This is a genomic window from Janthinobacterium sp. GW823-FHT03B06, assembly GCF_058796955.1.
The window spans coordinates 961591-981679 of the sequence record NZ_JBXAJE010000001.1 but is presented as its reverse complement, the minus strand read 5'-3'; the positions used below and the strand labels follow the sequence as shown (position 1 = coordinate 981679).

Here is a 20089-nt window from a genome sequence, read left to right as displayed (position 1 = left end):
GCCATTGATTTCCGACATGATCCGATGACCGTACTTCCATATCGCCACGCCACTTCGTCCACCGAACCCGCGCCCGACACGGGCCTGCTGTCGCTGCTGCTGATGGCCAGCCTGCACGGCATCGCCGCCGACGGCGCCCAGCTCAAGCACGCTTTCGGCCAGGCCGTGTTCACGCGCCAAACCGTCCTGCTGGCCGCGAAAGGGCTGGGCCTGACGGCCAAGCTGGTGCGCCAGGCGCCCGAACGGCTGGCGCAAGCGCCGCTGCCCGCCATCGCCATCGGTCACGACGGGCGTTTCTTTATCCTCGGCAAGGTCGACAGCAGCGACGGCGCCGTGAGCAAGGTGCTGATTCAGCATCCGGGCCAGCCGCCGCAGATCCTCGGCCGTGACGCTTTTCTCGCCATCTGGTCGGGCGAACTGATCTTTTTTACCAGCAAGGCCAGCTATGCGGGCGAGACGGCCCGTTTCGACTTCAGCTGGTTCATTCCCGCCATCGTCAAATACCGCAGGCTGCTGGGCGAAGTGCTGCTCATTTCCTTCGTGCTGCAATTGATCGGCCTGGCCACGCCCCTGTTTTTCCAGGTGGTGATGGACAAGGTGCTGGTCAACCATGCCATGCAGACCCTGAACGTGGTGGCCATCGGCCTGGTCTGCGCCATCGTCTTCGAAGCGGCGCTGGGCCTCATCCGCACCTATGTATTCGCGCGCACCAGCAGCAAGATCGACGTGGAACTGGGCGCACGCCTGTTCCGCCACCTGCTGGCCCTGCCGATCGCGTATTTCCAGGCGCGCCGCGTGGGCGATTCCGTGGCCCGCATCCATGAACTGGAAAACATCCGCTCTTTTCTTACCGGCAACGCCATGACCCTGGTGCTCGACCTGCTGTTCTCCTTCATCTTCATCGCCGCCATGCTGTGGTACAGCGCCGCGCTCAGCGTCGTGGTGCTTGCGTCGATCCCCGTCTACGCGGCCCTGTCGATGCTGCTCACGCCCGTGCTGCGGGGGCGTTTGAACGACAAATTCAACCGCAGCGCGGAAAACCAGTCTTTTCTGGTTGAAACCATCAGCGGTGTCGACACGGTCAAGGCCATGGCCGTGGAACCGCGCTGGCAGCAGCAGTGGGAAAAGCAGCTGGCCGGCTATGTCTCGGCGGGCCTGTCGGCGAACAACATCGGCATGCTGGCCAGCGGCGGCGTCACCCTGGTGAGTAAACTGGTGACGGCGGCCATCATGTGGTGGGGCGCCACCCTCGTCATCGACGGCAGGATGACGGTGGGCGAGCTGGTGGCCTTCAACATGCTGGCGGGGCAGGTGGCTTCGCCCATCCTGCGCCTGGCGCAGCTGTGGAACGATTTCCAGCAAGTGGGCATCTCCATGAGCCGGCTCGGCGACATCCTCAACGCCCGCACGGAAGCGGGCAACCAAAACGCGGGCAACCAGAAGGCGCGCCTGCCGCGCATCGCCGGCGCCATCGACTTCCAGCAGGTGGGTTTCCGCTACCGCCCCGACGCGGCCGAGGTGCTGCGCGAGGTGTCGATCGCCATCGCGCCCGGCGAGGTGATCGGCATCGTCGGGCGCTCCGGCTCGGGCAAGAGCACGCTGACGCGGCTGGCGCAGCGCCTGTACATCCCCGAGCGGGGCAAGGTGCTGATCGACGGGCAGGACATCGCCGTCATCGACACGGCGTCGCTGCGGCGCCAGATCGGCGTGGTGCTGCAGGAAAACATCCTGTTCAACCGCTCCGTGCGCGACAACATCGCCCTGAGCGACCCGGCGCTGCCCATCGAGGCGGTCATCGCCGTGGCGAAACTGGCGGGCGCCCACGATTTTATCTGCGAGCTGCCGGAAGGCTACGACACCATGGTGGGCGAGCACGGCACGGGCTTGTCGGGAGGCCAGCGCCAGCGCATCGCCATCGCCCGTGCCCTGATCGGCGACCCGCGCATCCTGATTTTCGACGAGGCGACGAGCGCGCTCGACTACGAGTCGGAAAAGATCATCCAGGACAATATGCGCGGCATTTGCGCGGGACGCACCGTGCTGATCATCGCCCACCGCCTGTCGGCCGTGCGCGAAGCGAACCGCATCGTCGTCATGGAGCGGGGGCAGGTGGCGGAACTGGGCAGCCACGACGCGCTGCTGAAACGGCCGGGCGGCATCTATGCCCATTTGTACAGCCTGCAGCAGGGTACGCACGGGAGCGCAACAGGGGACGCAACATGAGCGCCGGCCACCGTCTCGCCGCGTATGGCGAGCTGTTCAAACGCTATTGCCAGGTGCTGCGGCACAGCTGGCGCAACCGCGCCGCGTTGGGCGGCCCCGTGCTCAGCGAAGACGAGGCGGCCTTTTTGCCGGCCGCGCTGGCGCTGCAGGAGCGGCCCGTGTCGCCGTCGCTGCGCCTGACTGCCAGGGTGCTGATGCTGCTGGTCGGCTGCGTGGTGCTGTGGGCCGTTTTTGGCAAGGTCGACATCATCGTCCATGCGGCGGGCAAGATCATTCCATCCGGTAACACCAAGACCATCGCCTCCGTCGACGTGGCGGCCGTGCGCGCCCTGCACGTGCGCGAGGGACAGGCCGTGCAGGCGGGCCAGCTGCTGGTGGAACTCGACAGCCGGGGACCGGACGCCGAGCGCGACAAGGCGGCCGGCGACGCCGTGGCGGCCGCGCTGCAGGTGGCCCGCGCGCGCGCGCTGATCGCCGCCGTCGACACCCTGACGATGCCGAAGCTGGCGGCGCCGGACGCGATCCCGGCCCTCGAGCGCGCCGCCGCGCAGGCGCACGTGGATGGCCAGTACGCGAGTTTTCGCGCCCGGCTGGCGCACCTCGACGGCGAAATCGCCCGCTACGCGCAGGCGCTGCCGCTGGCGGCGCAGCGGGCCGGCGATTACCGGGCGCTGCTGGCCACGCGCGACGTGGCCGAACACGCGTGGCTGGAGAAGGAACAGGCGCGCATCGACCTGGCCGGCCAGCTGGCGTCGGCCCGCAGCGAACGGGCGGCCCTGGTGGCGCAAACGCGGAAAGATGCGTACGACGCGCTGGCGGAAGGGGCGCGAGTGGCGGCGGCCAGCGGCCAGGATGCGCGCCGCGCGGGCGCCCGCGGCAGCCTGCTGCGCCTGACGGCCCCCGTCGACGGCACGGTGCAGCAACTGAAGGTGCATACGGTGGGCGGCGTGGTGCCGGCCGCGCAGGCGCTGATGCAGATCGTGCCGCGCCAGGGCAGGCTGGAAATCGACGCCATGCTGGAAAACCGCGACGTGGGCTTCGTGCAGGCAGGGCAGGCGGTGGCCGTCAAGATCGACGCCTTCGACTACACCAAGTATGGCACCGTGCCCGCCGTCGTCAGCAGCGTCTCGCGCGACGCCATCGAGGATGAAAAAAAGGGGCCCGTCTACGCCGTCAGGATCACCTTGCGCCAGCCGTCCATCGTCATCGACGGCAGATTGGTGCCGCTGTCGGCCGGCATGGCCGTGCGGGCGGAAATCCGCACGGGCACGCGCAGGGTGGTCGAATACGTGCTCTCGCCGCTGGTGCGGCACCAGAAGGAGGCGCTGCATGAACGCTAGGCACGCCGCCATTTTCTTCGCCGCCGGTTTGTTCCTGGCCGCCGCGCCAGTCCGGGCGCAGATGCTGGACGCCGCGCCATGCCCGTCCACGTACGAGGGCGATGTGCCGTTGACCCTGCCGGCGGCCGTCGACCTGGCCCTGTGCCGCAACGCGCAGGTGCACGGCGCCTGGGCCGGCATCCGGCTGCAGGCGGCCGGCGTGGGCGAGGCCAGGGCCGCCTACCTGCCCACCCTGAATGGGGGCTTGAGCCGGGTGCACGACCGCACGGCCTATCCGGGCGCCGGCACGCCTTCCGGCAGCCTGGCCAGCAATACGGGCTCGCTGAGCTTTTCCTGGCGGCTGTTCGACTTCGGCGGGCGCGCGGCGGGCCAGCGTTCCGCGCAAGCCATGCTGGACGCGGCCCTGGCCAACCGCGACGCCGTGCTGCAAAAGACCCTGGCGGCGACGGTCAGCGCGTATTTCGAGGCGCAGACGGCGCGCGCCAGCGTGCGCATGCGGCAGGAATACCAGGCGCTGGCCAATGAAACGGTGCAGGCCACGCAGCGCCGCGCGCAGCGGGGTCTCGGCTCGCACAGCGACACCCTGCAGGCGGCCAGCGCCCTGGCCAAGGCGGCCCTGGGCGCCAGCCGCGCCGACGGCGAGTTCCACAAGGCGCGCGCGGTGCTCATTTACACCCTGGGCTTGCCGGCCGATGCGGGCGTGACCCTGGACGACGACGCGGACGGCGCGGCGGCGGGCCTGTGCGAGGGTTTGCAAGATGAGCTGCACGCCTGGCTGGCGCTAGCCCAGGCGCGCCATCCGGCCATCCTGGCGGCGCAGGCGCAGCTGGCGGCGGCGCGCGAACGGGTGGAGATTGCCCGCTCGGAGGGCCGCCCCAGCATCGACCTGACGGCCAATCTCTACCAGAACGGCCGGCCCAACCAGGGCTTGTCGCCGGCTTCCACGCGCGAAACGCTGGTGGGCATCTCGCTCAACATACCCCTGTTCGACGGCTTTGCGCGCCACTACAAGGTGCGCGGCGCGCAGGCGCAGGCGGGGCAAAGGGAAGCCGAGGCTGAGGAAGTGCAGCAGCAGACCCTGATGGAACTGGTGAAAACGCATGCGGAAGCCAGCATGGCGCTGGCCAACCTGGCCGCTGCGCAAGCGTGGCTGGATGCGGCGCAGGATGCGCTGGCCAGCGTGCGGCGCAGGTTCGGCCTGGGCGCGGCCGATATCCTGGAAATGCTGAACACGCAGTCGGCGCTGCTCGAGGCGCAGCAGGAGCGCATCCGTTGCCAGGCGGAATGGCGATCGGCCCGGCTGCGGCTGCTGGCCAGCGCCGGCATGCTGGCGCGCGACGACGTCGCGCAAGGGGGAGGCAAATTGCGCGCCCCGGCGGCGCAATAATGACTATATTGGTGGCGGTCCTTCCCGCACAGGGAAGGCGTTCCTGTTTCGGACTAGGGAGACATCATGCATAGCGTACAAAAGATTACCCCATGTTTATGGTTCAACGGCAACGCCGAGGCGGCGGCCCGGTTTTATACGGAAATATTTCCCAATTCGAAGATCGGCCAGATCCTGCGTTATGGCGAGGAAGGCAAGGAAATCCACGGCCAGGAGCCGGGCAGCGTGCTGACGGTGGCCTTTGAACTCGATGGCCAGACGTTTACGGGCTTGAACGGCGGGCCGCAATTCCAGTTTTCCGAAGCGATCTCGTTCCAGGTCAATTGCGAAACCCAGGATGAAGTCGACCACTACTGGAACCTGCTGTCCCGGGGCGGGCCGCCGGAAGCGCAGCAATGCAGCTGGCTCAAAGACCAGTTCGGGGTATCGTGGCAAATCGTGCCCACCCTGATGATCAAGCTGCTGGGCGACCCCGATCCCGTCAAGGCCGGGCGCGTGATGAAGGCCATGATGGGCATGAAAAAGATCGACATCGAGCAGATCAAGCGCGCGTACGCGGGCTAGCCTGTCACGCGGGGCAGGGGGCGCACGCCAGCGGCGCACCCTGTCCAAGATGGCCGGCATTTGCTATAGTTCCGGCCATCTTTCCATTGCCAGATTGACCCTGCCCATGACTATCAGCACCAGCAGCACCATCGCTCCCCGCACTTTCGGCACACCGCTGTCTTCCACCGCCATCAAAGTCATGTTGCTGGGTTCCGGCGAACTGGGCAAGGAAGTGATCATTGCGCTGCAGCGCCTGGGCGTGGAAGTGATCGCCATCGACCGCTATCCGAACGCGCCGGGCCATCCCGTGGCGCACCGCTCGCACGTGATCGACATGAGCGACGGCGTGGCGCTGGCCGCCCTGATCGACCTGGAAAAGCCGGATTTGATCGTGCCGGAAATCGAAGCCATCGCCACCGACACCCTGGCGGCGCTGGAAGCGGCCGGGCAGATCACGTGCATCCCGAACGCGCGCGCGGCCGTGCTGACGATGAACCGCGAGGGCATCCGCACCCTGGCGGCCGAAACCCTGGGCGTGGCCACGTCGCCATACCGCTTCGCCAGCAGCCTGCAGGAGTTGCAGGCCGCTTGCCAGGAGATCGGCTTCCCGTGCGTGGTGAAACCCGTGATGTCGTCGTCGGGCAAGGGCCAGTCCAAACTCGATAGCGCCGCTGACGTGGACGCCGCATGGGCGTATGCGGCCAGCGGCAGCCGGGTCGATACGGGCCGCGTCATCGTCGAGGGGTTCATCGACTTCGACTACGAAATCACCCTGCTGACGGTGCGCGCCGTCGGTGCTTCGGGGCAGATCGAAACGCAGTTCTGCGAGCCGATCGGCCACTTGCAGGTACACGGCGACTACGTGGAATCGTGGCAGCCGGCCCGCATGGCGCCGCTCGCCCTCGAGCGTTCGCGCGAGATCGCCCGCAAGGTGACGGACAACCTGGGCGGCCTGGGCCTGTTCGGCGTGGAGCTGTTCGTCAAGGACGACATGGTGTGGTTCTCGGAAGTGAGCCCCCGTCCGCACGACACGGGCATGGTCACGATGGCCAGCCAGGTGCAGAGCGAATTCGAGCTGCACGCGAAAGCCATCCTCGGTTTGCCCGTCAACGTGGCGCTGCGTTCGCCCGGTGCCTCGGCCGTCATCTACGGCCAGCTGGAAGCGAAAGGCATCGCCTTCGAAGGCGTGGCCGACGCCTTGAAGGTGCCGGGCGCCGATTTGCGCCTGTTCGGCAAGCCGGAATCGTTCGCCCGCCGCCGCATGGGCGTGGCACTGGCCACGGCCGACGATATCGACACGGCCCGCCAGCGCGCCGTGCTGGCCGCGTCCAAAGTCAAGCCGGTGGCCCGCTGATGGCCCTGGCGGCGCACGCCAGCCTGCCGCTGGCCGACGCCGGCGGCGACGACATCAAGCGCAAGCTGCGCGGCCACATCGCGCGGCGCAACCTGGCCGGCGCCGCCAACGACTGCAAGTGGAACGAACTGCTGGCCTTCATGCGCGGGCGGACCGACTGGGTGCCGTCGTACCGCTACGGTTCCGTGTCCGGCTACGTGTCGCGCTGGGACACGGAATGGGATTACCACCCGCCGTTCCCGTTCCTGGGCGTGGAATGGTTCGACATCAGCCTGTACTCGGAAGAACACGTGGCCATGCTGCTGCCGAAGAAAATCATCGACCATGGCGTGTGGATCGTGCCGGAGCTCCAACGCATCGGCTTCGATTTCGAGGTGCGGGACCGGGTGGCGCGCATCTGGGGCTATCTGCCCCGCAATTATCACGATTTCCCTCCTGCTGATTGACACCCGACCAACCCTACTGCGCGTCGGTATAGGCGGCCTGCGATGCTCACCGTACTAGAGTACGGTTGCGCTTCTTAGCCACCTCTCCCTTCCGCTCGCTACGGTTTTGTCAGGTGTCGTAAATAATAGATTGATAACATGCCTGAAAACGATATTCCACAAGTACCGCAACCGGACGACGCCGTCGTCGGCAAGGAAGCGGGCGCGCAAATGCTGGCCGCGGCTTGCGCCGCGCGCGACGCCTTTTATGCCACCCTGGGCACCGTAGACACTGACGTGCTGGCGCCGCTGGTCAACCCGGCCTTCATGGGAGGCCCCCGCTGGCCATCGCTGCGCCAGGCCTGGAGGGTGATCCGCCGGGCCGATACCATCATCATCGCCAGCGATGGCTTGAGCGATCCGTTCGAGGATGACGACGACGTGTTTGTGCCGCGCGGCCACCTGCTGGAAGTGTGCATCGAGGCGCCGCTGTCCGCCTTCGACGGCGATGCGGTGCAGGCATCGTGGCTGTTCGACCTGATCTACCAGGTCAGCCAGAACGTGGCTGACCATGGCTCCATCGACTTGCTGGTGCAGCGCCACGGCAGCGTCTCGATGGTGCTGGACGTGCGCGATGCGCCGGCAGGCCTCGAAGACGAGGACGAACAGGTGGGCGTGCTGCTGGCCCAGGGCGCAAGCAGCATCGCGCCATCGTTCGATACGCCATATGGCGAAGTGATGCTGCTCGCTGTCACCGCGCTGCAGCCGGCCGAACTGGCGTTCATCAGCGAGGCCGCCGACAAGGCGCAATCGCGGCGCGACCTGGCTGCCGCGCTGGCCGCCTCGCCGACGGGGCATTGGAGCGTGGCCCAGCGGCCGGCCGTCATTCCCCGCTAGGTTCTTCGACCGGCGGCACGGCCGGTTCCTCGGTTTTCCGTGCTTCCTTCGCTTCAACGACGGCCGGCGCCGGCGGCGGCTCGCGCCACTTGCCCGCCGCCTTCAGCTTGTTCTTCAGCCCCGGCAAGGGGAAGCCCAGCGCATAGGCTTTTTGCGCATGCGCGCTGGCCTTCTCGTATTCCTTCTTTTTCACATACATCAAGCCCAGGTTGTACTGGATGGTGGCCTGCTCGGGCGCCAGGCGGCTGGCCGCATCCAGCTGTTCCAGCGCCATCGCATCCTGGCCCGTGGCCAGCAGGTAGTTGCCAAACACCATGCGCGCCGTCACGTCGTGCGGCGCGAAGGCGATCGCCCGTTCGAAGTAGCAACTGACCGTGTAGCGGGCGCCCACCGGCTGCGCGCTTTTCAGCCGCAATCCCAGCTTGGCCATCGACGCCAGCGCCCGGTGGTGGTTCGGGAAGTGCTCCAGGGTGTAGCTGATGTCGGCGCCCAGGCTGCCCGTCATGCCTTGCGTGAGCGTTTCCACGGCACGCGAAAAATGGAATTTCTCAATCACGGACAGACCGTCGCGGTCTTCCGCGCTCGTGTAGTCGCCGCCCGGCGTACGCTTGACGTAGGGCGGACATTCGGCCGCCGCCATGCCGCAGCAGGCGGCCAGGGTGCAGGCAAGTATCGGGTGCTTCATGCTGTTCTCCTGTGGCTGACCTGGTCCAGCACATCGGCCAGGGCGTTGCTGCGGGCTTGCCGCGATTGCAGGGCGATGGCCGTGGGGCTGGCCAGCGGCGCGCGGCCCTGGCGGGCCAGTTCCAGGAAGCGCAGCAGCGCGCGCGCGCAGTCGCCGCTTGAGGCCAGCTGGCCGATGGTGTCGATGCCGCAGTGGCGCAGCTTGGCCGCGCTGTCGCCCGCCAGGTCGGTCAGCGCCAGGATGGGGCGGCGGCAGCGCAGGTATTCATACAGCTTGGCGGGAATCTGCGCGTTGCAGTTAGCCGCCTGCAGCAGCAGCAAGCCGTCGGCGGCCAGCATTTCCTGCAGCGCCGCGCCGTGCGGCTGCAACGGTTCCAGGCTGACCAGGTCCTGGACGCCGTACTTCGCCAGCAGGCCCGCCAGCCACGCATCGTGGCCCGTGGCGCGCAGCACCAGCTGGAAATTGCGTGCATGCAGTACGCCGTCGTGGCGCAGCCGGGCCAGGGCTTCGAACAACGGCTGCGGGTCGCGCTCCGACGGGTAGATCACGCCGCTGTGCAGCAGCAAAAAGCGGCTGCGGTGGCCCGTGTGCGCAGGGCTGTCCGGATAACCGTCTTCATCGTAGCCATTTTCGATCAGGTGGAAACGCTCGCGCGCCAGCTGCGCCAGGCGGCGCCGGTGCGCATCGATGGCGCCCGGCGTGGTGCAGACGATGGCCGCGCTGCGCGCCGCGATGCGCTGTTCGATCCACGCATGCATGCGGTGCAGGCGCGGCTCGGGCGGATACGGCGCCAGCGGGTCGCTGTCATCGAGCATGGGATCGCGCTGGTCGGCGACCCACGGCAGGCCGCTGAGTTTTTGCAGGGTCAGCGCGATCAGGTGCGCCGTGGCGATCGGATACGTCGACCAGATGGCGTCGGGGCGGTATTCGCGGATCATGCGCAGGCCGGCCGGCACGGCGCTCAGCCACCAGGAACTCCAGCGGTCGGGCAGGGCCAGGCAGCGCGGATAGCGTCCGGAGATGGCCAGATGGCGCGCCGCATCGAGCGCCAGGGTGCGCCGCACGGTGGCGTGCTCCCCGATCCGCGCCAGCTGTGCATCGCCACGCTGCGCATACGCGACAGGACTGGGGCTGAGCACCAGCGGCTGCCAGCCGCAGTCGGGCAAATGGCGCGCGAAGCCCAGGGTGCGCAAGATGCCGCTGCCGCCGGCCAGTGGCGGAAAATGGTAGGCGACCATCAGCACCCGTTTTGGTCGGGCCGCGTTCGGTCGGGCCGCGTTCGGTGAGGTCTTTACCATGACTGCAGCCACCGTGCGCACAGCTGTTCCACTGCGCCGCGCCAGGCGGCGCTGGCGAACGTGTGGTTGGCGCCCTCGACCTGCGCTTGCGTCCATTGCACGCGCGCGGTGACACCGAGCCATGCCGGGTCGCCAGCGACCAGCGCTTGCCACTCGCGCGCGCCGAGGTCGTCGCCGCTGAGAATCAAGAGCACCTTGCCCTGGAATTGGGTCAGCGCCCGCAGCAGGGCCGGCGCTGGCGCATCGTCTTCCTCTGTTGCCGGTGTCTGCGTGGCGGCCGCCACCTGCCGCAGCGACGCCAGGCTGGCGCCCAGCTGCAGTCCGCCGCCCGCCAGCTTGCGCCAGAACGCGCCTTTCAGCAGGCGCGGCAAATAATAGTGGCGCAAGGTGGCGCGCGCCAGGCCGGCGCCGCTGCGCACCCAGGGGTTGAGCAGCACCAGGGCCTTGACGCGCGCGTCGCGCGGCGCATGGCAGGCGGCCGCCGTGGCACCGTCGCACAAGCCCCACAGCGCCACTTCGCGCAACGATGGCACGGCATCGAAGAATTGCGCCAGCGCGCCGGCGATGTCGGGGCCGGCCGCGCGGTAGTCGCGCGCGCTGCCCTCGCTGTCGCCCATGCCGCGCAGGTCGAAACGCAGCACGGGCCAGCCTTGCGCGGCCAGGGCGCGGGCCAGCAGGACGAACTGGCGGTGGCTGCCGACCCGGTACTGCGGCCCGCCCGTGACGATCAAGATGCCGCGCGGGCCGGGCGCGGCGGGCAGGCTGAGGATGCCGACCATGTGCGCGTGCGCCTCGTCGTCACCGGGGCCGCCAGCCGCGCTGCGAAAGCGCAGCGCCAGCTCGCGCACGCTGTGCCCTGCGAGGTGCTGCTGGCTGCTGTCGCGCTTCATGGCGGCTGCCTTTCCTCGTCGAGCCAGTCGCGGCAGAGTAGCCGCGTGGCGTGCAGCAGTTGCGGACACGCCAGCAGCTCGCCGCTGTGCCAGAACGGCCCGTCGCCGAAGCTGGCCACGTGCACGGCGGCGCCGTGCTCGCGCCATTCGCGCGCCAGCGGCGGCAAGGGCGGGGCGCTGTGTTCCGGCGCCTGGTAATCGAGCCAGTAGACGGGCACTGACGGCAGCAGGGCGGAAGCGCTGACACTGTCGATGGCGTGCGCCAGTTCTGGCGCCAGCAGGTAGCCCGCCACTTCCACAGGCTTGCCATTCGCCAGCACGGCGCGCGCATGTCCGGGCGCTTCCCGTGCGCCTCCGGCCAGCATGCCCGACGCAAGGCGCAGGCGCAGGAAGCGGTCGATGACGCGCCGTCCATCGAGTTCCGGTTGCCACAGCAGCAGACGGGCCAGCGGCAGCGGCGCGCGGCTGGCGAAATCGAGGGCCAGCAGGGCGCCCAGGCGCAAGCCCCAGACGGTCAACGGGCCGTCAACGCGTTGCGCCAGCCACGCGCAAGCCAGGTGCAGGTCGTTGTGCCAAATGTCCCAGCGCGCTTCGCCAAAGTCGCCGCTGCTGTCGCCGCACCCGAACAGATCGATCTGCAGCACGCTGTAGCCGGCGGCGGCAAAGGCGCGCGCCTGCGCGGCGGCCACGTGGCGGCTTTTATTGAGTTCCTCGGCGAACGGGTGGACATACACGATGCCGCCGCGCGCGCTGCGGCCCGGCGACGGCAGGTGCAGCAGGCAGTAGCGCTGGCCGCCGCTGGCGGGCAGGAAGAAGGGCAGCAGCGGCAGGGGGGCGATGGCGGCGCTGTTCATGGTCGCAGCTTGGCAAAGACGAAATCGTGCAGGGTGCCGACGGTGGCGAAGTGGCGCGCGTGGATGTCGTCGTCGGCGACGAGGATGCCGAAATGGTCTTCCAGCGCGGCGATCACGCTGATCACGGCCATCGAATCGAGTTCCGGCACGCTGCCCAGCAGCGGCGTGTGGGCTTCCAGCGCGCGCCCGTTCAAGCCCAGGGTGGTGTCGAGGATGCGTTTTACTGCTTCAAGATGCGGCATGTCAGCTCCAGGGAAGGGTAGTGCGGCAGGGACGACGTATCGAAGGCAAGGCAGGGGATGTCGTCGGGGCGGCGCGACCGGTACAGATACGGCGGCAGGCTGGCGGCCATCCATTGCCAGCGCCCGCAGCGGAGAAAAGTGGCCGTGCCCAGCGCATGCGTGCCCAGGCGCGCATGGGCGCCCAGCGAGGCGCGGTTGAAGCGCGAGATGCGGCTGCACGACCAGCGCACGCCCTGCGCGTACAGCACGGCGTTGGCCTCTTCCCACAGGCGCGCGAAGACCAGGCCGCCGCGCTGCTCGGGATGCACCCACACGTCGAGATCCCACGACGATTGCTGCGACGCCAGCGCATAGCGGGCGCGTACCTCGTCTTCCTGGCAGCCGTGGCGCAGCAGCCAGATCCAGCCAACCATGCCGGACTTGTCCCGCGCCACCAGGCATTGCGCGCCTTGCCGGTAGCGTTCGGCCAGCACGCCGGGGCGGCGTGCAGGACCGGGCGGCAAGTCCGCTTCCGTCAGGCAAGGCGCGACGGCGATCGACCGGCCGCGCCCGCGGCACAGCGAGCCGGGCGCCACTGCTTGCGCCACGAATTGATAGCGGTACAGCGCGCAGCGCCCGCCCGGCACGCTTTCCAGCAGCCGCGCCACGGCCAGCCACGCGCTGTCGCGCCAGCCCAGCTGGGCGATGCTGGCGGCCAGCCTTTGCGGCAAGGAAAAATGCGGGAGCACGGACATGGGCGAACGGATGGGGCGGCTATGCAGCCAACGCTGTCCATTAGAACGCAGCGGCCGGGGGCCGATGTTGCGCCGGCTCAAGCTGTGCTGCTGAAACTGTTAATTGATCAAAATCAAGACCGTTGTGGCCGTTTGTCCCAATCATAGGGGAATGCATGGCAATCATGACAACCCGGGATGAAACGATGGCGACACTGATACACGATCTGATCTTCGAAACGGCGCAGCGCATGCCACACGCGCCGGCCCTGTCGTGGCAGGGCGAGCAATTGAGCTATGACGCGCTGGCGCAGTCCGTGCGCGAAGCGGCCGCTACCCTGCTGACCCTGGGCTTGCAGCGCGGCGCGCGCGTGGCCGTGTACCTGGAAAAGCGCCCGGAAAACGTCAGCGCCATGTTTGGCGCGGCGGCGGCCGGCGGCGTGTTCGTGCCCGTCAACCCGCTGCTCAAGCCGGATCAAGTGGCGTACATCCTGGCCGACTGCAACGTGGCCATCCTCGTCACCTCGCGCGAACGCCTGGCGCAGCTGGGGCCCGCGCTGGCCGCCTGCCCGGACTTGCAGACGGTGCTGCTGACGGGCGAAGGGGCGGCGGAGTCCAGCCTGGGCAAGGTCCGCGTGCTGCCTTGGTCCGCGGTGCCCGCCAATGTGCCCGCGGCGCCCGCGCCCAGGCCGCACGCGGCGATCGACATCGACATGGCGGCCATTCTTTATACCTCGGGCAGCACGGGGCGGCCGAAAGGCGTAGTGCTGTCGCACCGCAACATGCTGGCGGGCGCGCTCAGCGTGTCGGGCTATCTGCGCAATACGCCGGAAGACCGGATTTTGTGCGTGCTGCCGCTCAGCTTTGATTACGGCCTGAGCCAGCTGACGACGGCGTTTGCCAGCGGCGCCTGCGCCGTGCTGATGAATTATCTGCTGCTGCGCGATATCGTCGAGGCCGTCGAGCAGGAAACCATCACGGGCCTGGCCGCCGTGCCGCCCCTGTGGGTGCAGCTGTCGCAGCTGAGCTGGCCCTTGTCCACGCCCTTGCGCTACATCACCAATTCGGGCGGGGTGATGCAGCGCTCCACCTTGGACAAGCTGCGCCAGTCGTTGCCGCGCACGCAGGTCTACCTGATGTATGGCTTGACGGAAGCGTTCCGCTCCACCTATCTGGCGCCGGAACAGCTGGAGCGGCACCCCGATTCCATCGGACAAGCAATTCCCAACGCGGAAGTGCTGGTGCTGCGCCCGGACGGCAGCGTCTGCGACGCCGACGAACCGGGCGAACTCGTGCATCGTGGCGCGCTGGTGGCGCTCGGCTACTGGAACGATGCGGCGCGCACGGCCGAGCGCTTCAAGCCGCTGCCGCCGCAGGCCAGCGGCCTGGTGCTGCCGGAACTGGCCGTCTGGTCGGGCGACACCGTGCGCCGCGATGCGGAGGGCTTTCTGTATTTCGTGGGGCGCAGCGATGACATGATCAAGACGTCGGGTTACCGGGTCAGCCCGGCCGAGATCGAGGAAGTCGTGTATGCGAGCGGATTGGTGGGCGAGGCCGCCGCGCTGGGCTTGCCCCATGCCGTGTTGGGCCAGGCCATCGCTTTGCTTGTCACGCCCGCACCCGGTGTGGAATTGCTGCGCGACAAGGTGCTGGCCGCCTGCCGCGCCCGCCTGCCCAGCTATATGGTGCCGCAGTGGGTGGAAATCCGCGACGGCGTGCTGCCGCGCAACCCGAACGGCAAGATCGACCGTCCCTTGCTGGCCAGGGAACTGGCGCAGGCGTATGCGGTCCACTCAGGAGATGCGACATGAAGGACTTGATTCGCTCGAACAGTACGGAATTACCGTTGCACGCGGCCTTGGGCCAGCAGTTCGCCGTGGAAAACGACATGCTGCAGGTTGGCGGCGTGCCCTTGCGCCGGCTGGCCCAGCGGGTGGGCAGCACGCCGTTCTACGCGTATGACCGCGTGCACATCACGCGCCGCGTGGCCGAGTTGCGCGCTGCCTTGCCCGCCGGCGTGCATGTGCATTATGCGATGAAGGCCAATCCCATGCCGGCCGTGGTGCAGTGGCTGGCGGGCCTGGTCGATGGCATTGACGTGGCCTCGGGCGGCGAACTGGCGACGGCGCTCGATACGCCCATGCCGGCCGAACGCATCAGTTTTGCGGGGCCGGGCAAGAGCGATGGCGAGCTGGCGCGGGCCGTGGCCGCCGGCGTACTGATCAACTTGGAATCGGGCGCCCAGCTGGAAAAGACGGCGCTGGCCAGCGAACGGCTGGGCGTGACGGCCAGGGTGGCCGTGCGCGTGAATCCCGATTTCGCCTTGCGCCGCACGGGCATGCGCATGGGTGGCGGGGCGCAGCCATTTGGCGTCGATGCGGCCCGCGTGCCGGCGTTGCTGGGCCGCATCGGCCAGCTGGGCCTGGATTTTCACGGCTTTCACCTGTATGCGGGCTCGCAAAGCTTGTCTGCCACCGCCCTGGCCGACGCGCAGGCCATGAGCGTGCAACTGGCCCTGCAACTGGCCGACAGCGCGCCGTCGCCCTTGCGCACGCTGAATATCGGCGGCGGCTTTGGCGTGCCGTATTTTCCCGGCGACCAGGCGCTCGACCTGGCGCACGTCGCGGACGGCTTGCAGCGGCAGCTCGATCTGCTGGACCAGGCAGCGCCCGGCGTGCGCCTGAACCTGGAGCTGGGCCGCTATTTGGTGGCCGAGGCGGGCGTGTATGTGTGCAAGGTGCTTGAACGCAAGGTGTCGCATGGCCAGGTCTTTCTCGTCACGGACGGCGGCTTGCACCATCACCTGGCCGCTTCCGGCAATTTTGGCCAGCTGATCCGCAAGAATTACCCGGTCGCCATCGGCAACCGGCTGCACGGCGGGCCGCGCGAAGTGGTGTCCGTCGTGGGACCGCTGTGCACGCCGCTGGACTTGCTGGCCGACCAGATGGAGATGGCGCGCGCCGAGGAGGGCGACCTGGTGGTGGTGTTCCAGTCGGGCGCGTATGGCTTGACGGCTAGCCCGACGGCGTTTCTCGGTCATCCGCTGCCGGCCGAGGTGCTCGTATGAGCGGCCTGTGCGGCTGGCTGGCTGCGGCGGGCGGCGCTGCGGGCCCGGCCACCGCCGAAGCCGATGGCGCCGCGTCCACCGCGCTGGCCGGCATGGCTGTGCCCCTGTCGCGCTTCGACAATGCGCCGCAGGCCGCCAGCCTCAGCGAAGTGGGCGGCGTGGCCGTGGCCGCAATCGACGGCAGCCGCCACGTGTATCAACAGGATGGCTTGCAAGTGGCTATCTGGGGCCGGCCCATGCTCGACGGTTCGGCCGACGATGTGGCGTGCCGCCTCGCGTCACTGTGGCTGAGCCGGGGCGTGGGGGCCTGCGCCAGCCTGTCCGGTCCTTTCTGCTTGGCCATCCTCGACGCCTTTTCCGGCTCGGCCCTGCTGGCCGTGGACCGCGCCGGCATGCATCCGCTCAGCTATGCAGGCAATGCGCAGGGCCTGTTCTTTGCTTCCTCGCTCGATGCCTTGCTGGCCCATCCGTCCGTGCGGGGCGCGCTCGATCCGCAAGCGCTGTATCATTATTTGTACTTCCACATGGTGCCCGGCCCGGCCACGGCCTATCTTGGCCAGCAGCGATTGTTGCCCGGCGAATACCTGCATGTACGGGGCGGCAAGCAATGCAAGGGCAGCTACTGGCAACTGGCCTTCCACGAGCCGGCATCGTGGCGCAGGCGAGCCACCTTCGCCAGCAACAAGCAGGAATTCCTGCGCCTGTTGCGCCTGGCCGTGGAAAGCAGCCTGGGCAACGATAGCGCCAGCACGGGCGCGTTTCTCAGCGGCGGCACGGACAGTTCCACCGTGGCCGCCATCATGAGGCAGGTGACGGGCCGGCCCGCGCGCACCTATTCCATCGGTTTCGACGCGCCCGGCTATGACGAAATGGCGTATGCGCGCCTGGCCGCCAGCCATGCGGGCAGCATCCACCACGAACGCTACGTGACGCCAGCCGACGTGCTGGCCGCGATTCCCGCCATGGCGGCCATCTTCGACCAGCCTTTCGGCAACGCCTCGGCCATTCCCGCTTACTATTGCGCGCAGATGGCGCGCGACGATGGCATCACGCGCCTGCTGGGCGGCGACGGCGGCGATGAATTGTTTGGCGGCAATGAGCGCTATGCGTACCAGGCCTTGCTGTCGCAGTACGAGCGCTTGCCCGTCATGTTGCGCCAGGCCATCCTCGAGCCGCTGCTCTTCCGCCAGCAAAGGGGCAAGCCTTGGCGGCTGGGCGACAAGGCGCGCCGCTACATCGAGCAGGCGAGCCTGCCGCTGCCGGCCAGGCTCGACGGCTACAACCTGCTGCTGCGCCATGGCTACCGCACGGTGCTGGAGGCGGGCTTCATCGACACCATCGACCCGGGCATGGCGCCCGGCTGCGTGAATGGCGCGTATTGGGAGCGGCAAGGCCAGGGATTGAGCCAGATCAATGAGCTGCTGGCCCTGGACATGCGCTTTACCCTGGCCGACAACGACCTGTTCAAGGTGCGCAAGGCCTGCGAGCTGGCCGGCGTGGAAGCGGCGTTTCCCTTCCTGCACGATGCGATGGTGGCGTTTGCGTCGCGCCTGGCGCCGCGGGACAAGCTCGACGGCAGGCGGCTGCGGCCCTTCTTCAAGCGGGCGCTGGCGGAAATCCTGCCGCCGGCCATCGTGCGCAAGCGAAAGCACGGCTTCGGCTTGCCTTTCGGCCTGTGGCTGCACAGCCACGCGCCGCTGCGCGAGTTTGCGTTCGACAACCTCACGCAGCTGCGCGGGCGCGGCATTGTGCGGCCCGCTTTCATCGACGATTTAAAGGGGCGCTTGCTGGCGGAACACCCGGCCTATCACGGCACCATGGTGTGGCTGCTGCTGATGCTGGAGCAGTGGCTCAGCCAGCACCCGGGCGCGCTGGGTGCGCTTGCCGGCGGTTTTGCCGCAAGCGCCACAGAAACGCCAGGCGTCCTCGATCCCACGGCGTAAAGCGGGGCAGCTGCAGCAAGTCAAGATTCGCGCCGGGGCGCGCCACGCCCCAGTCCGTCGCCACGGCCGCCTGGAAACCCAGCTTTTGCACCATCGCCACGTGCGGCGCGCCATAGTCGCGCCCGGCCTTGCCGTTCGGATACGCAAACACGGTGACGGGCGCTTGTATCAAGTCTTCCAGCCGGTGCTTGCCATCGGCGATGTCGCGCTGCGCGGCCTGGTCCGGCAAGGTGGACAGAATCGGGTGGCTGGCCGTGTGCGCGCCCAGCCCCATGCCGGCCGCCTGCAGCTGGCGTAGTTGCGCGGTGCTCAGCATGGCTGGCGGCCCGGCCGTGGCGCCCGCCTGGCGGCGGATCTGCAGGGCCAGTTGCTGGCGCCGTTCGAACGGCAGGTATTTGAGCTGGCCCAGCAAGGCGGCGATGGCCGCCTGCCGCTGCGCCAGGCTGGCGACGGGCAGGCAGTCCAGGCCGAGTTCCCGCAAATCCAGCTGGAGGCCGGCCGCCTGGCGCACGGCCTCGATCACCGTGTCGTTCCACATCTGCCCGCCATCGAGGTAGTCCGTGGCGATAAAAAACGTGGCATGCAAGCCGTGGCGCTGCAGCAATGGCAGCGCGACTTGCGCATTGTCCGCATAGCCGTCGTCGAAGGTGATGCAGGCGGCGCGCGGCGGCAAGTTGCCATCTTGCAGGCGTTGCACGGCCTCGCTGAGTGGCAGCGGCGCATAAAAACGCTTTAACAGGCGCAGCTGGCGCTCGAACAGCGCCGCATCGACTTCGCCGGGAAACAGCGGGTCGGGCCGCGCCAGCACGCGGTGGTAGATCAGGATGGACAGGGTGGCCGTCATGGCTGCTCCGCGATGGCGGACGGGGTCTTGACCCTGGCCTGGCGCGATGTCGGGGCCGGCGCGCGCAATTCGCGCTCGACGACGATGCGCGTGGCGATCAGGGCGGCCATCAGGTAGTACGGCATGTCGAAGTACAGCAGGCTGAGGAAGGCGCCGCCCACGGCAAAGCCGATCAGGCTGGCCTGGCTCATGGTGGCCAGGCCGTGCGCCCAGCGCAATTCCGGCTGGCCACGCGTGCGGCGGATGATGACGGCCGCCGTGCGCCAGGTGGCGACGCCCAGCGCCAGATAAATGAGCAGGCCGACGAAGCCGTGTTCGCCCAGTGCCTGGAAATAGATGCTGTGCGCCGCATGCACGTCCATGGGGTTCGGTGCATAGCGGGCAAAGATGGCGGCGTCGGAGACGTCGAAGCCGCCGCCGGGAAAGCGGTCGCGCGCCAGGTTCCAGGCCATGCGCCAGGCATTCAGGCGGCCCATGGCGGATACATCGTCCTGGTAGGTATTGATGGTGTCCATGCGTTCTGCCCAGCGCTCGGGCATGAAGGCCAGCAGCAGCGGCGTGACCGCACCGAGCAGCGCGCCCAGGACCAGCTTGCGGTCGCTTTTCAGCCACATGAACAGGCCCATGGCCGCGATGGCGAGCAGCCCGCCGCGCGAATACGAGCCCAGCGCGGCCAGGGCCGACAGCAGCATGGCGCCGGACAATCCATGGCGCACCCAGCGTTTCTCCGTGTTTTGCTGCAGGTAATACATGAGGGGGATGGTGATGATCAGGGCCAGGGCCAACGCGTTGTTGTCGCCAATAAACGTTTCTTCCGGCCCCCATACCCGTTCCGTGCCGCCGCTGCGGATGGTGAAGATGCCGCCTTTCACGCCATAAAAGCCGATCGAACCCACCAGCACCCAGACCAGGCGCACGATGTCGCGCCGCGTGCGTATCACCATCATGATCACAAAGCTCATCAGCATGATCTTCATGACCTTGTTCCACTGCACCCACGATGACTCGGGCAGCAGGGCAAACGGCGCCGTGACGTTCATCCACGCGACGAACAGCAGCAGCAGCACGCTGACGGGCGTGAGCGGCAGGTTTTTCGGCTCGCGCGTCATCGCAAGGCTGATCAGGGTGGCGATGGCGATGATGAAGGCGAACGGCATGTGGGTGGCAAAGCCCCAGCCCTGCGTGTGCGGGTTCATCACGCTGACCCAGACCCACATCAGGCCGCCGATGGCCGGCGTCTTCAGGATGAAGGGCAGGGAGCCCAGGATGATGATGGTAATCAGTATGTCGCGCATGAAAGGGGGCGCTCCTGGTTGTGCCCGGGTTGGCAAGGTCTTGATGCCTGTCAACGGGCTGGCGGACAGGCTCAGTACACTGGATC

18 protein-coding genes are annotated in these 20089 nt (G+C 67.9%); 10 read left to right on the top strand and 8 right to left on the bottom strand.

The annotated features are described in order from the left end of the window. The first annotated feature begins 24 nt into the window (after positions 1-24). From AC1RBA_RS04520 to AC1RBA_RS04490, 7 genes are all read left to right on the top strand, one after another. Positions 25-2223 (top strand): type I secretion system permease/ATPase, encoded by a 2199-nt coding sequence (locus AC1RBA_RS04520; RefSeq protein ID WP_492416855.1) that lies wholly within the window; start codon positions 25-27, stop codon positions 2221-2223. Continuing rightward, on the top strand, positions 2220-3563 hold the full coding sequence (locus tag AC1RBA_RS04515) for an HlyD family type I secretion periplasmic adaptor subunit (RefSeq protein ID WP_070310796.1): 1344 nt from the start codon (positions 2220-2222) through the stop codon (positions 3561-3563). Before AC1RBA_RS04520 ends, AC1RBA_RS04515 begins: the two co-directional genes overlap by 4 nt. Continuing rightward, complete coding sequence (locus AC1RBA_RS04510) at positions 3553-4950, top strand: TolC family protein (RefSeq protein WP_492416853.1); 1398 nt, start codon at positions 3553-3555, stop codon at positions 4948-4950. The genes AC1RBA_RS04515 and AC1RBA_RS04510 overlap by 11 nt, the downstream gene beginning before the upstream one ends. A gap of 66 nt (positions 4951-5016) precedes the next feature. Continuing rightward, positions 5017-5514, top strand: a complete 498-nt coding sequence (locus tag AC1RBA_RS04505; protein WP_070288302.1) for a VOC family protein — start codon at positions 5017-5019, stop codon at positions 5512-5514. Positions 5515-5620: 106 nt separating this feature from the next. Further along, positions 5621-6850, top strand: a complete 1230-nt coding sequence (purT, locus tag AC1RBA_RS04500; protein ID WP_492416851.1) for a formate-dependent phosphoribosylglycinamide formyltransferase — start codon at positions 5621-5623, stop codon at positions 6848-6850. Further along, positions 6850-7296 (top strand): DUF6678 family protein, encoded by a 447-nt coding sequence (locus AC1RBA_RS04495; RefSeq protein WP_070288303.1) that lies wholly within the window; start codon positions 6850-6852, stop codon positions 7294-7296. The genes purT and AC1RBA_RS04495 overlap by 1 nt, the downstream gene beginning before the upstream one ends. A 138-nt stretch (positions 7297-7434) precedes the next feature. Next, the gene (locus AC1RBA_RS04490) at positions 7435-8172 is read left to right on the top strand and encodes a hypothetical protein (RefSeq protein WP_070288304.1); all 738 of its coding nucleotides are present in this window, start codon (positions 7435-7437) and stop codon (positions 8170-8172) included. Here the strand turns inward: AC1RBA_RS04490 and AC1RBA_RS04485 are convergent. From AC1RBA_RS04485 to AC1RBA_RS04460, 6 genes are read right to left on the bottom strand one after another with little or no spacing between them, the layout of a single operon-like run. Next, entirely contained in the window at positions 8159-8857 is a 699-nt protein-coding gene (locus tag AC1RBA_RS04485) for an ABC transporter permease (RefSeq protein ID WP_492416849.1), read from the bottom strand. The two genes, AC1RBA_RS04490 and AC1RBA_RS04485, sit on opposite strands and share 14 nt — an antisense overlap. After that, on the bottom strand, positions 8854-10155 hold the full coding sequence (locus AC1RBA_RS04480) for a glycosyltransferase (RefSeq protein ID WP_492416847.1): 1302 nt from the start codon (positions 10153-10155) through the stop codon (positions 8854-8856). Before AC1RBA_RS04480 ends, AC1RBA_RS04485 begins: the two co-directional genes overlap by 4 nt. After that, entirely contained in the window at positions 10149-11045 is an 897-nt protein-coding gene (locus AC1RBA_RS04475; protein ID WP_492416845.1) for a hydrolase 1, exosortase A system-associated, read from the bottom strand. The genes AC1RBA_RS04480 and AC1RBA_RS04475 overlap by 7 nt, the downstream gene beginning before the upstream one ends. After that, a complete protein-coding gene (locus tag AC1RBA_RS04470; protein WP_230503386.1) occupies positions 11042-11899 on the bottom strand; it encodes a hydrolase 2, exosortase A system-associated in 858 nt (285 codons plus the stop codon). The genes AC1RBA_RS04475 and AC1RBA_RS04470 overlap by 4 nt, the downstream gene beginning before the upstream one ends. Further along, a complete protein-coding gene (locus tag AC1RBA_RS04465) occupies positions 11896-12141 on the bottom strand; it encodes an acyl carrier protein (RefSeq protein WP_230503384.1) in 246 nt (81 codons plus the stop codon). Before AC1RBA_RS04465 ends, AC1RBA_RS04470 begins: the two co-directional genes overlap by 4 nt. Then, the gene (locus AC1RBA_RS04460; protein WP_492416844.1) at positions 12120-12875 is read right to left on the bottom strand and encodes a GNAT family N-acetyltransferase; all 756 of its coding nucleotides are present in this window, start codon (positions 12873-12875) and stop codon (positions 12120-12122) included. Before AC1RBA_RS04460 ends, AC1RBA_RS04465 begins: the two co-directional genes overlap by 22 nt. Positions 12876-13060: 185 nt before the next feature. On the opposite strand from AC1RBA_RS04460, the gene AC1RBA_RS04455 reads away from it, so the two are divergent. Genes AC1RBA_RS04455 through AC1RBA_RS04445 form a run of 3 tightly spaced genes read left to right on the top strand, consistent with a single transcriptional unit; the run spans position 13061 to position 17864 of the window. Continuing rightward, entirely contained in the window at positions 13061-14665 is a 1605-nt protein-coding gene (locus AC1RBA_RS04455) for an acyl-CoA ligase (AMP-forming), exosortase A system-associated (RefSeq protein ID WP_492416843.1), read from the top strand. Continuing rightward, positions 14662-15921 carry a pyridoxal-dependent decarboxylase, exosortase A system-associated gene (locus AC1RBA_RS04450; RefSeq protein WP_492416841.1) on the top strand — a complete coding sequence of 420 codons (1260 nt, stop codon included), beginning with the start codon at positions 14662-14664 and terminating at the stop codon, positions 15919-15921. The genes AC1RBA_RS04455 and AC1RBA_RS04450 overlap by 4 nt, the downstream gene beginning before the upstream one ends. Further along, positions 15918-17864, top strand: coding sequence for an asparagine synthetase B family protein (locus tag AC1RBA_RS04445; protein WP_492416839.1), 1947 nt, complete (start codon positions 15918-15920; stop codon positions 17862-17864). The genes AC1RBA_RS04450 and AC1RBA_RS04445 overlap by 4 nt, the downstream gene beginning before the upstream one ends. Here AC1RBA_RS04445 and AC1RBA_RS04440 read toward each other — a convergent pair. Continuing rightward, positions 17773-18708 carry a polysaccharide deacetylase family protein gene (locus AC1RBA_RS04440; protein WP_492416837.1) on the bottom strand — a complete coding sequence of 312 codons (936 nt, stop codon included), beginning with the start codon at positions 18706-18708 and terminating at the stop codon, positions 17773-17775. The genes AC1RBA_RS04445 and AC1RBA_RS04440 overlap by 92 nt on opposite strands. After that, complete coding sequence (locus AC1RBA_RS04435) at positions 18705-20003, bottom strand: putative O-glycosylation ligase, exosortase A system-associated (RefSeq protein WP_492416835.1); 1299 nt, start codon at positions 20001-20003, stop codon at positions 18705-18707. Before AC1RBA_RS04435 ends, AC1RBA_RS04440 begins: the two co-directional genes overlap by 4 nt. Between the last annotated feature and the right edge of the window lie 86 nt (positions 20004-20089).

Bases quoted from the DNA above. Each gene is read 5' to 3' on its own strand.
- AC1RBA_RS04520 (WP_492416855.1), top strand. From the start codon at position 25: ATGACCGTACTTCCATATCGCCACGCCACTTCGTCCACCGAACCCGCG.
- AC1RBA_RS04515 (WP_070310796.1), top strand. From the start codon at position 2,220: ATGAGCGCCGGCCACCGTCTCGCCGCGTATGGCGAGCTGTTCAAACGC.
- AC1RBA_RS04510 (WP_492416853.1), top strand. From the start codon at position 3,553: ATGAACGCTAGGCACGCCGCCATTTTCTTCGCCGCCGGTTTGTTCCTG.
- AC1RBA_RS04505 (WP_070288302.1), top strand. From the start codon at position 5,017: ATGCATAGCGTACAAAAGATTACCCCATGTTTATGGTTCAACGGCAAC.
- purT (WP_492416851.1), top strand. From the start codon at position 5,621: ATGACTATCAGCACCAGCAGCACCATCGCTCCCCGCACTTTCGGCACA.
- AC1RBA_RS04495 (WP_070288303.1), top strand. From the start codon at position 6,850: ATGGCCCTGGCGGCGCACGCCAGCCTGCCGCTGGCCGACGCCGGCGGC.
- AC1RBA_RS04490 (WP_070288304.1), top strand. From the start codon at position 7,435: ATGCCTGAAAACGATATTCCACAAGTACCGCAACCGGACGACGCCGTC.
- AC1RBA_RS04485 (WP_492416849.1), bottom strand. From the start codon at position 8,857: ATGAAGCACCCGATACTTGCCTGCACCCTGGCCGCCTGCTGCGGCATG.
- AC1RBA_RS04480 (WP_492416847.1), bottom strand. From the start codon at position 10,155: ATGGTAAAGACCTCACCGAACGCGGCCCGACCGAACGCGGCCCGACCA.
- AC1RBA_RS04475 (WP_492416845.1), bottom strand. From the start codon at position 11,045: ATGAAGCGCGACAGCAGCCAGCAGCACCTCGCAGGGCACAGCGTGCGC.
- AC1RBA_RS04470 (WP_230503386.1), bottom strand. From the start codon at position 11,899: ATGAACAGCGCCGCCATCGCCCCCCTGCCGCTGCTGCCCTTCTTCCTG.
- AC1RBA_RS04465 (WP_230503384.1), bottom strand. From the start codon at position 12,141: ATGCCGCATCTTGAAGCAGTAAAACGCATCCTCGACACCACCCTGGGC.
- AC1RBA_RS04460 (WP_492416844.1), bottom strand. From the start codon at position 12,875: ATGTCCGTGCTCCCGCATTTTTCCTTGCCGCAAAGGCTGGCCGCCAGC.
- AC1RBA_RS04455 (WP_492416843.1), top strand. From the start codon at position 13,061: ATGGCGACACTGATACACGATCTGATCTTCGAAACGGCGCAGCGCATG.
- AC1RBA_RS04450 (WP_492416841.1), top strand. From the start codon at position 14,662: ATGAAGGACTTGATTCGCTCGAACAGTACGGAATTACCGTTGCACGCG.
- AC1RBA_RS04445 (WP_492416839.1), top strand. From the start codon at position 15,918: ATGAGCGGCCTGTGCGGCTGGCTGGCTGCGGCGGGCGGCGCTGCGGGC.
- AC1RBA_RS04440 (WP_492416837.1), bottom strand. From the start codon at position 18,708: ATGACGGCCACCCTGTCCATCCTGATCTACCACCGCGTGCTGGCGCGG.
- AC1RBA_RS04435 (WP_492416835.1), bottom strand. From the start codon at position 20,003: ATGCGCGACATACTGATTACCATCATCATCCTGGGCTCCCTGCCCTTC.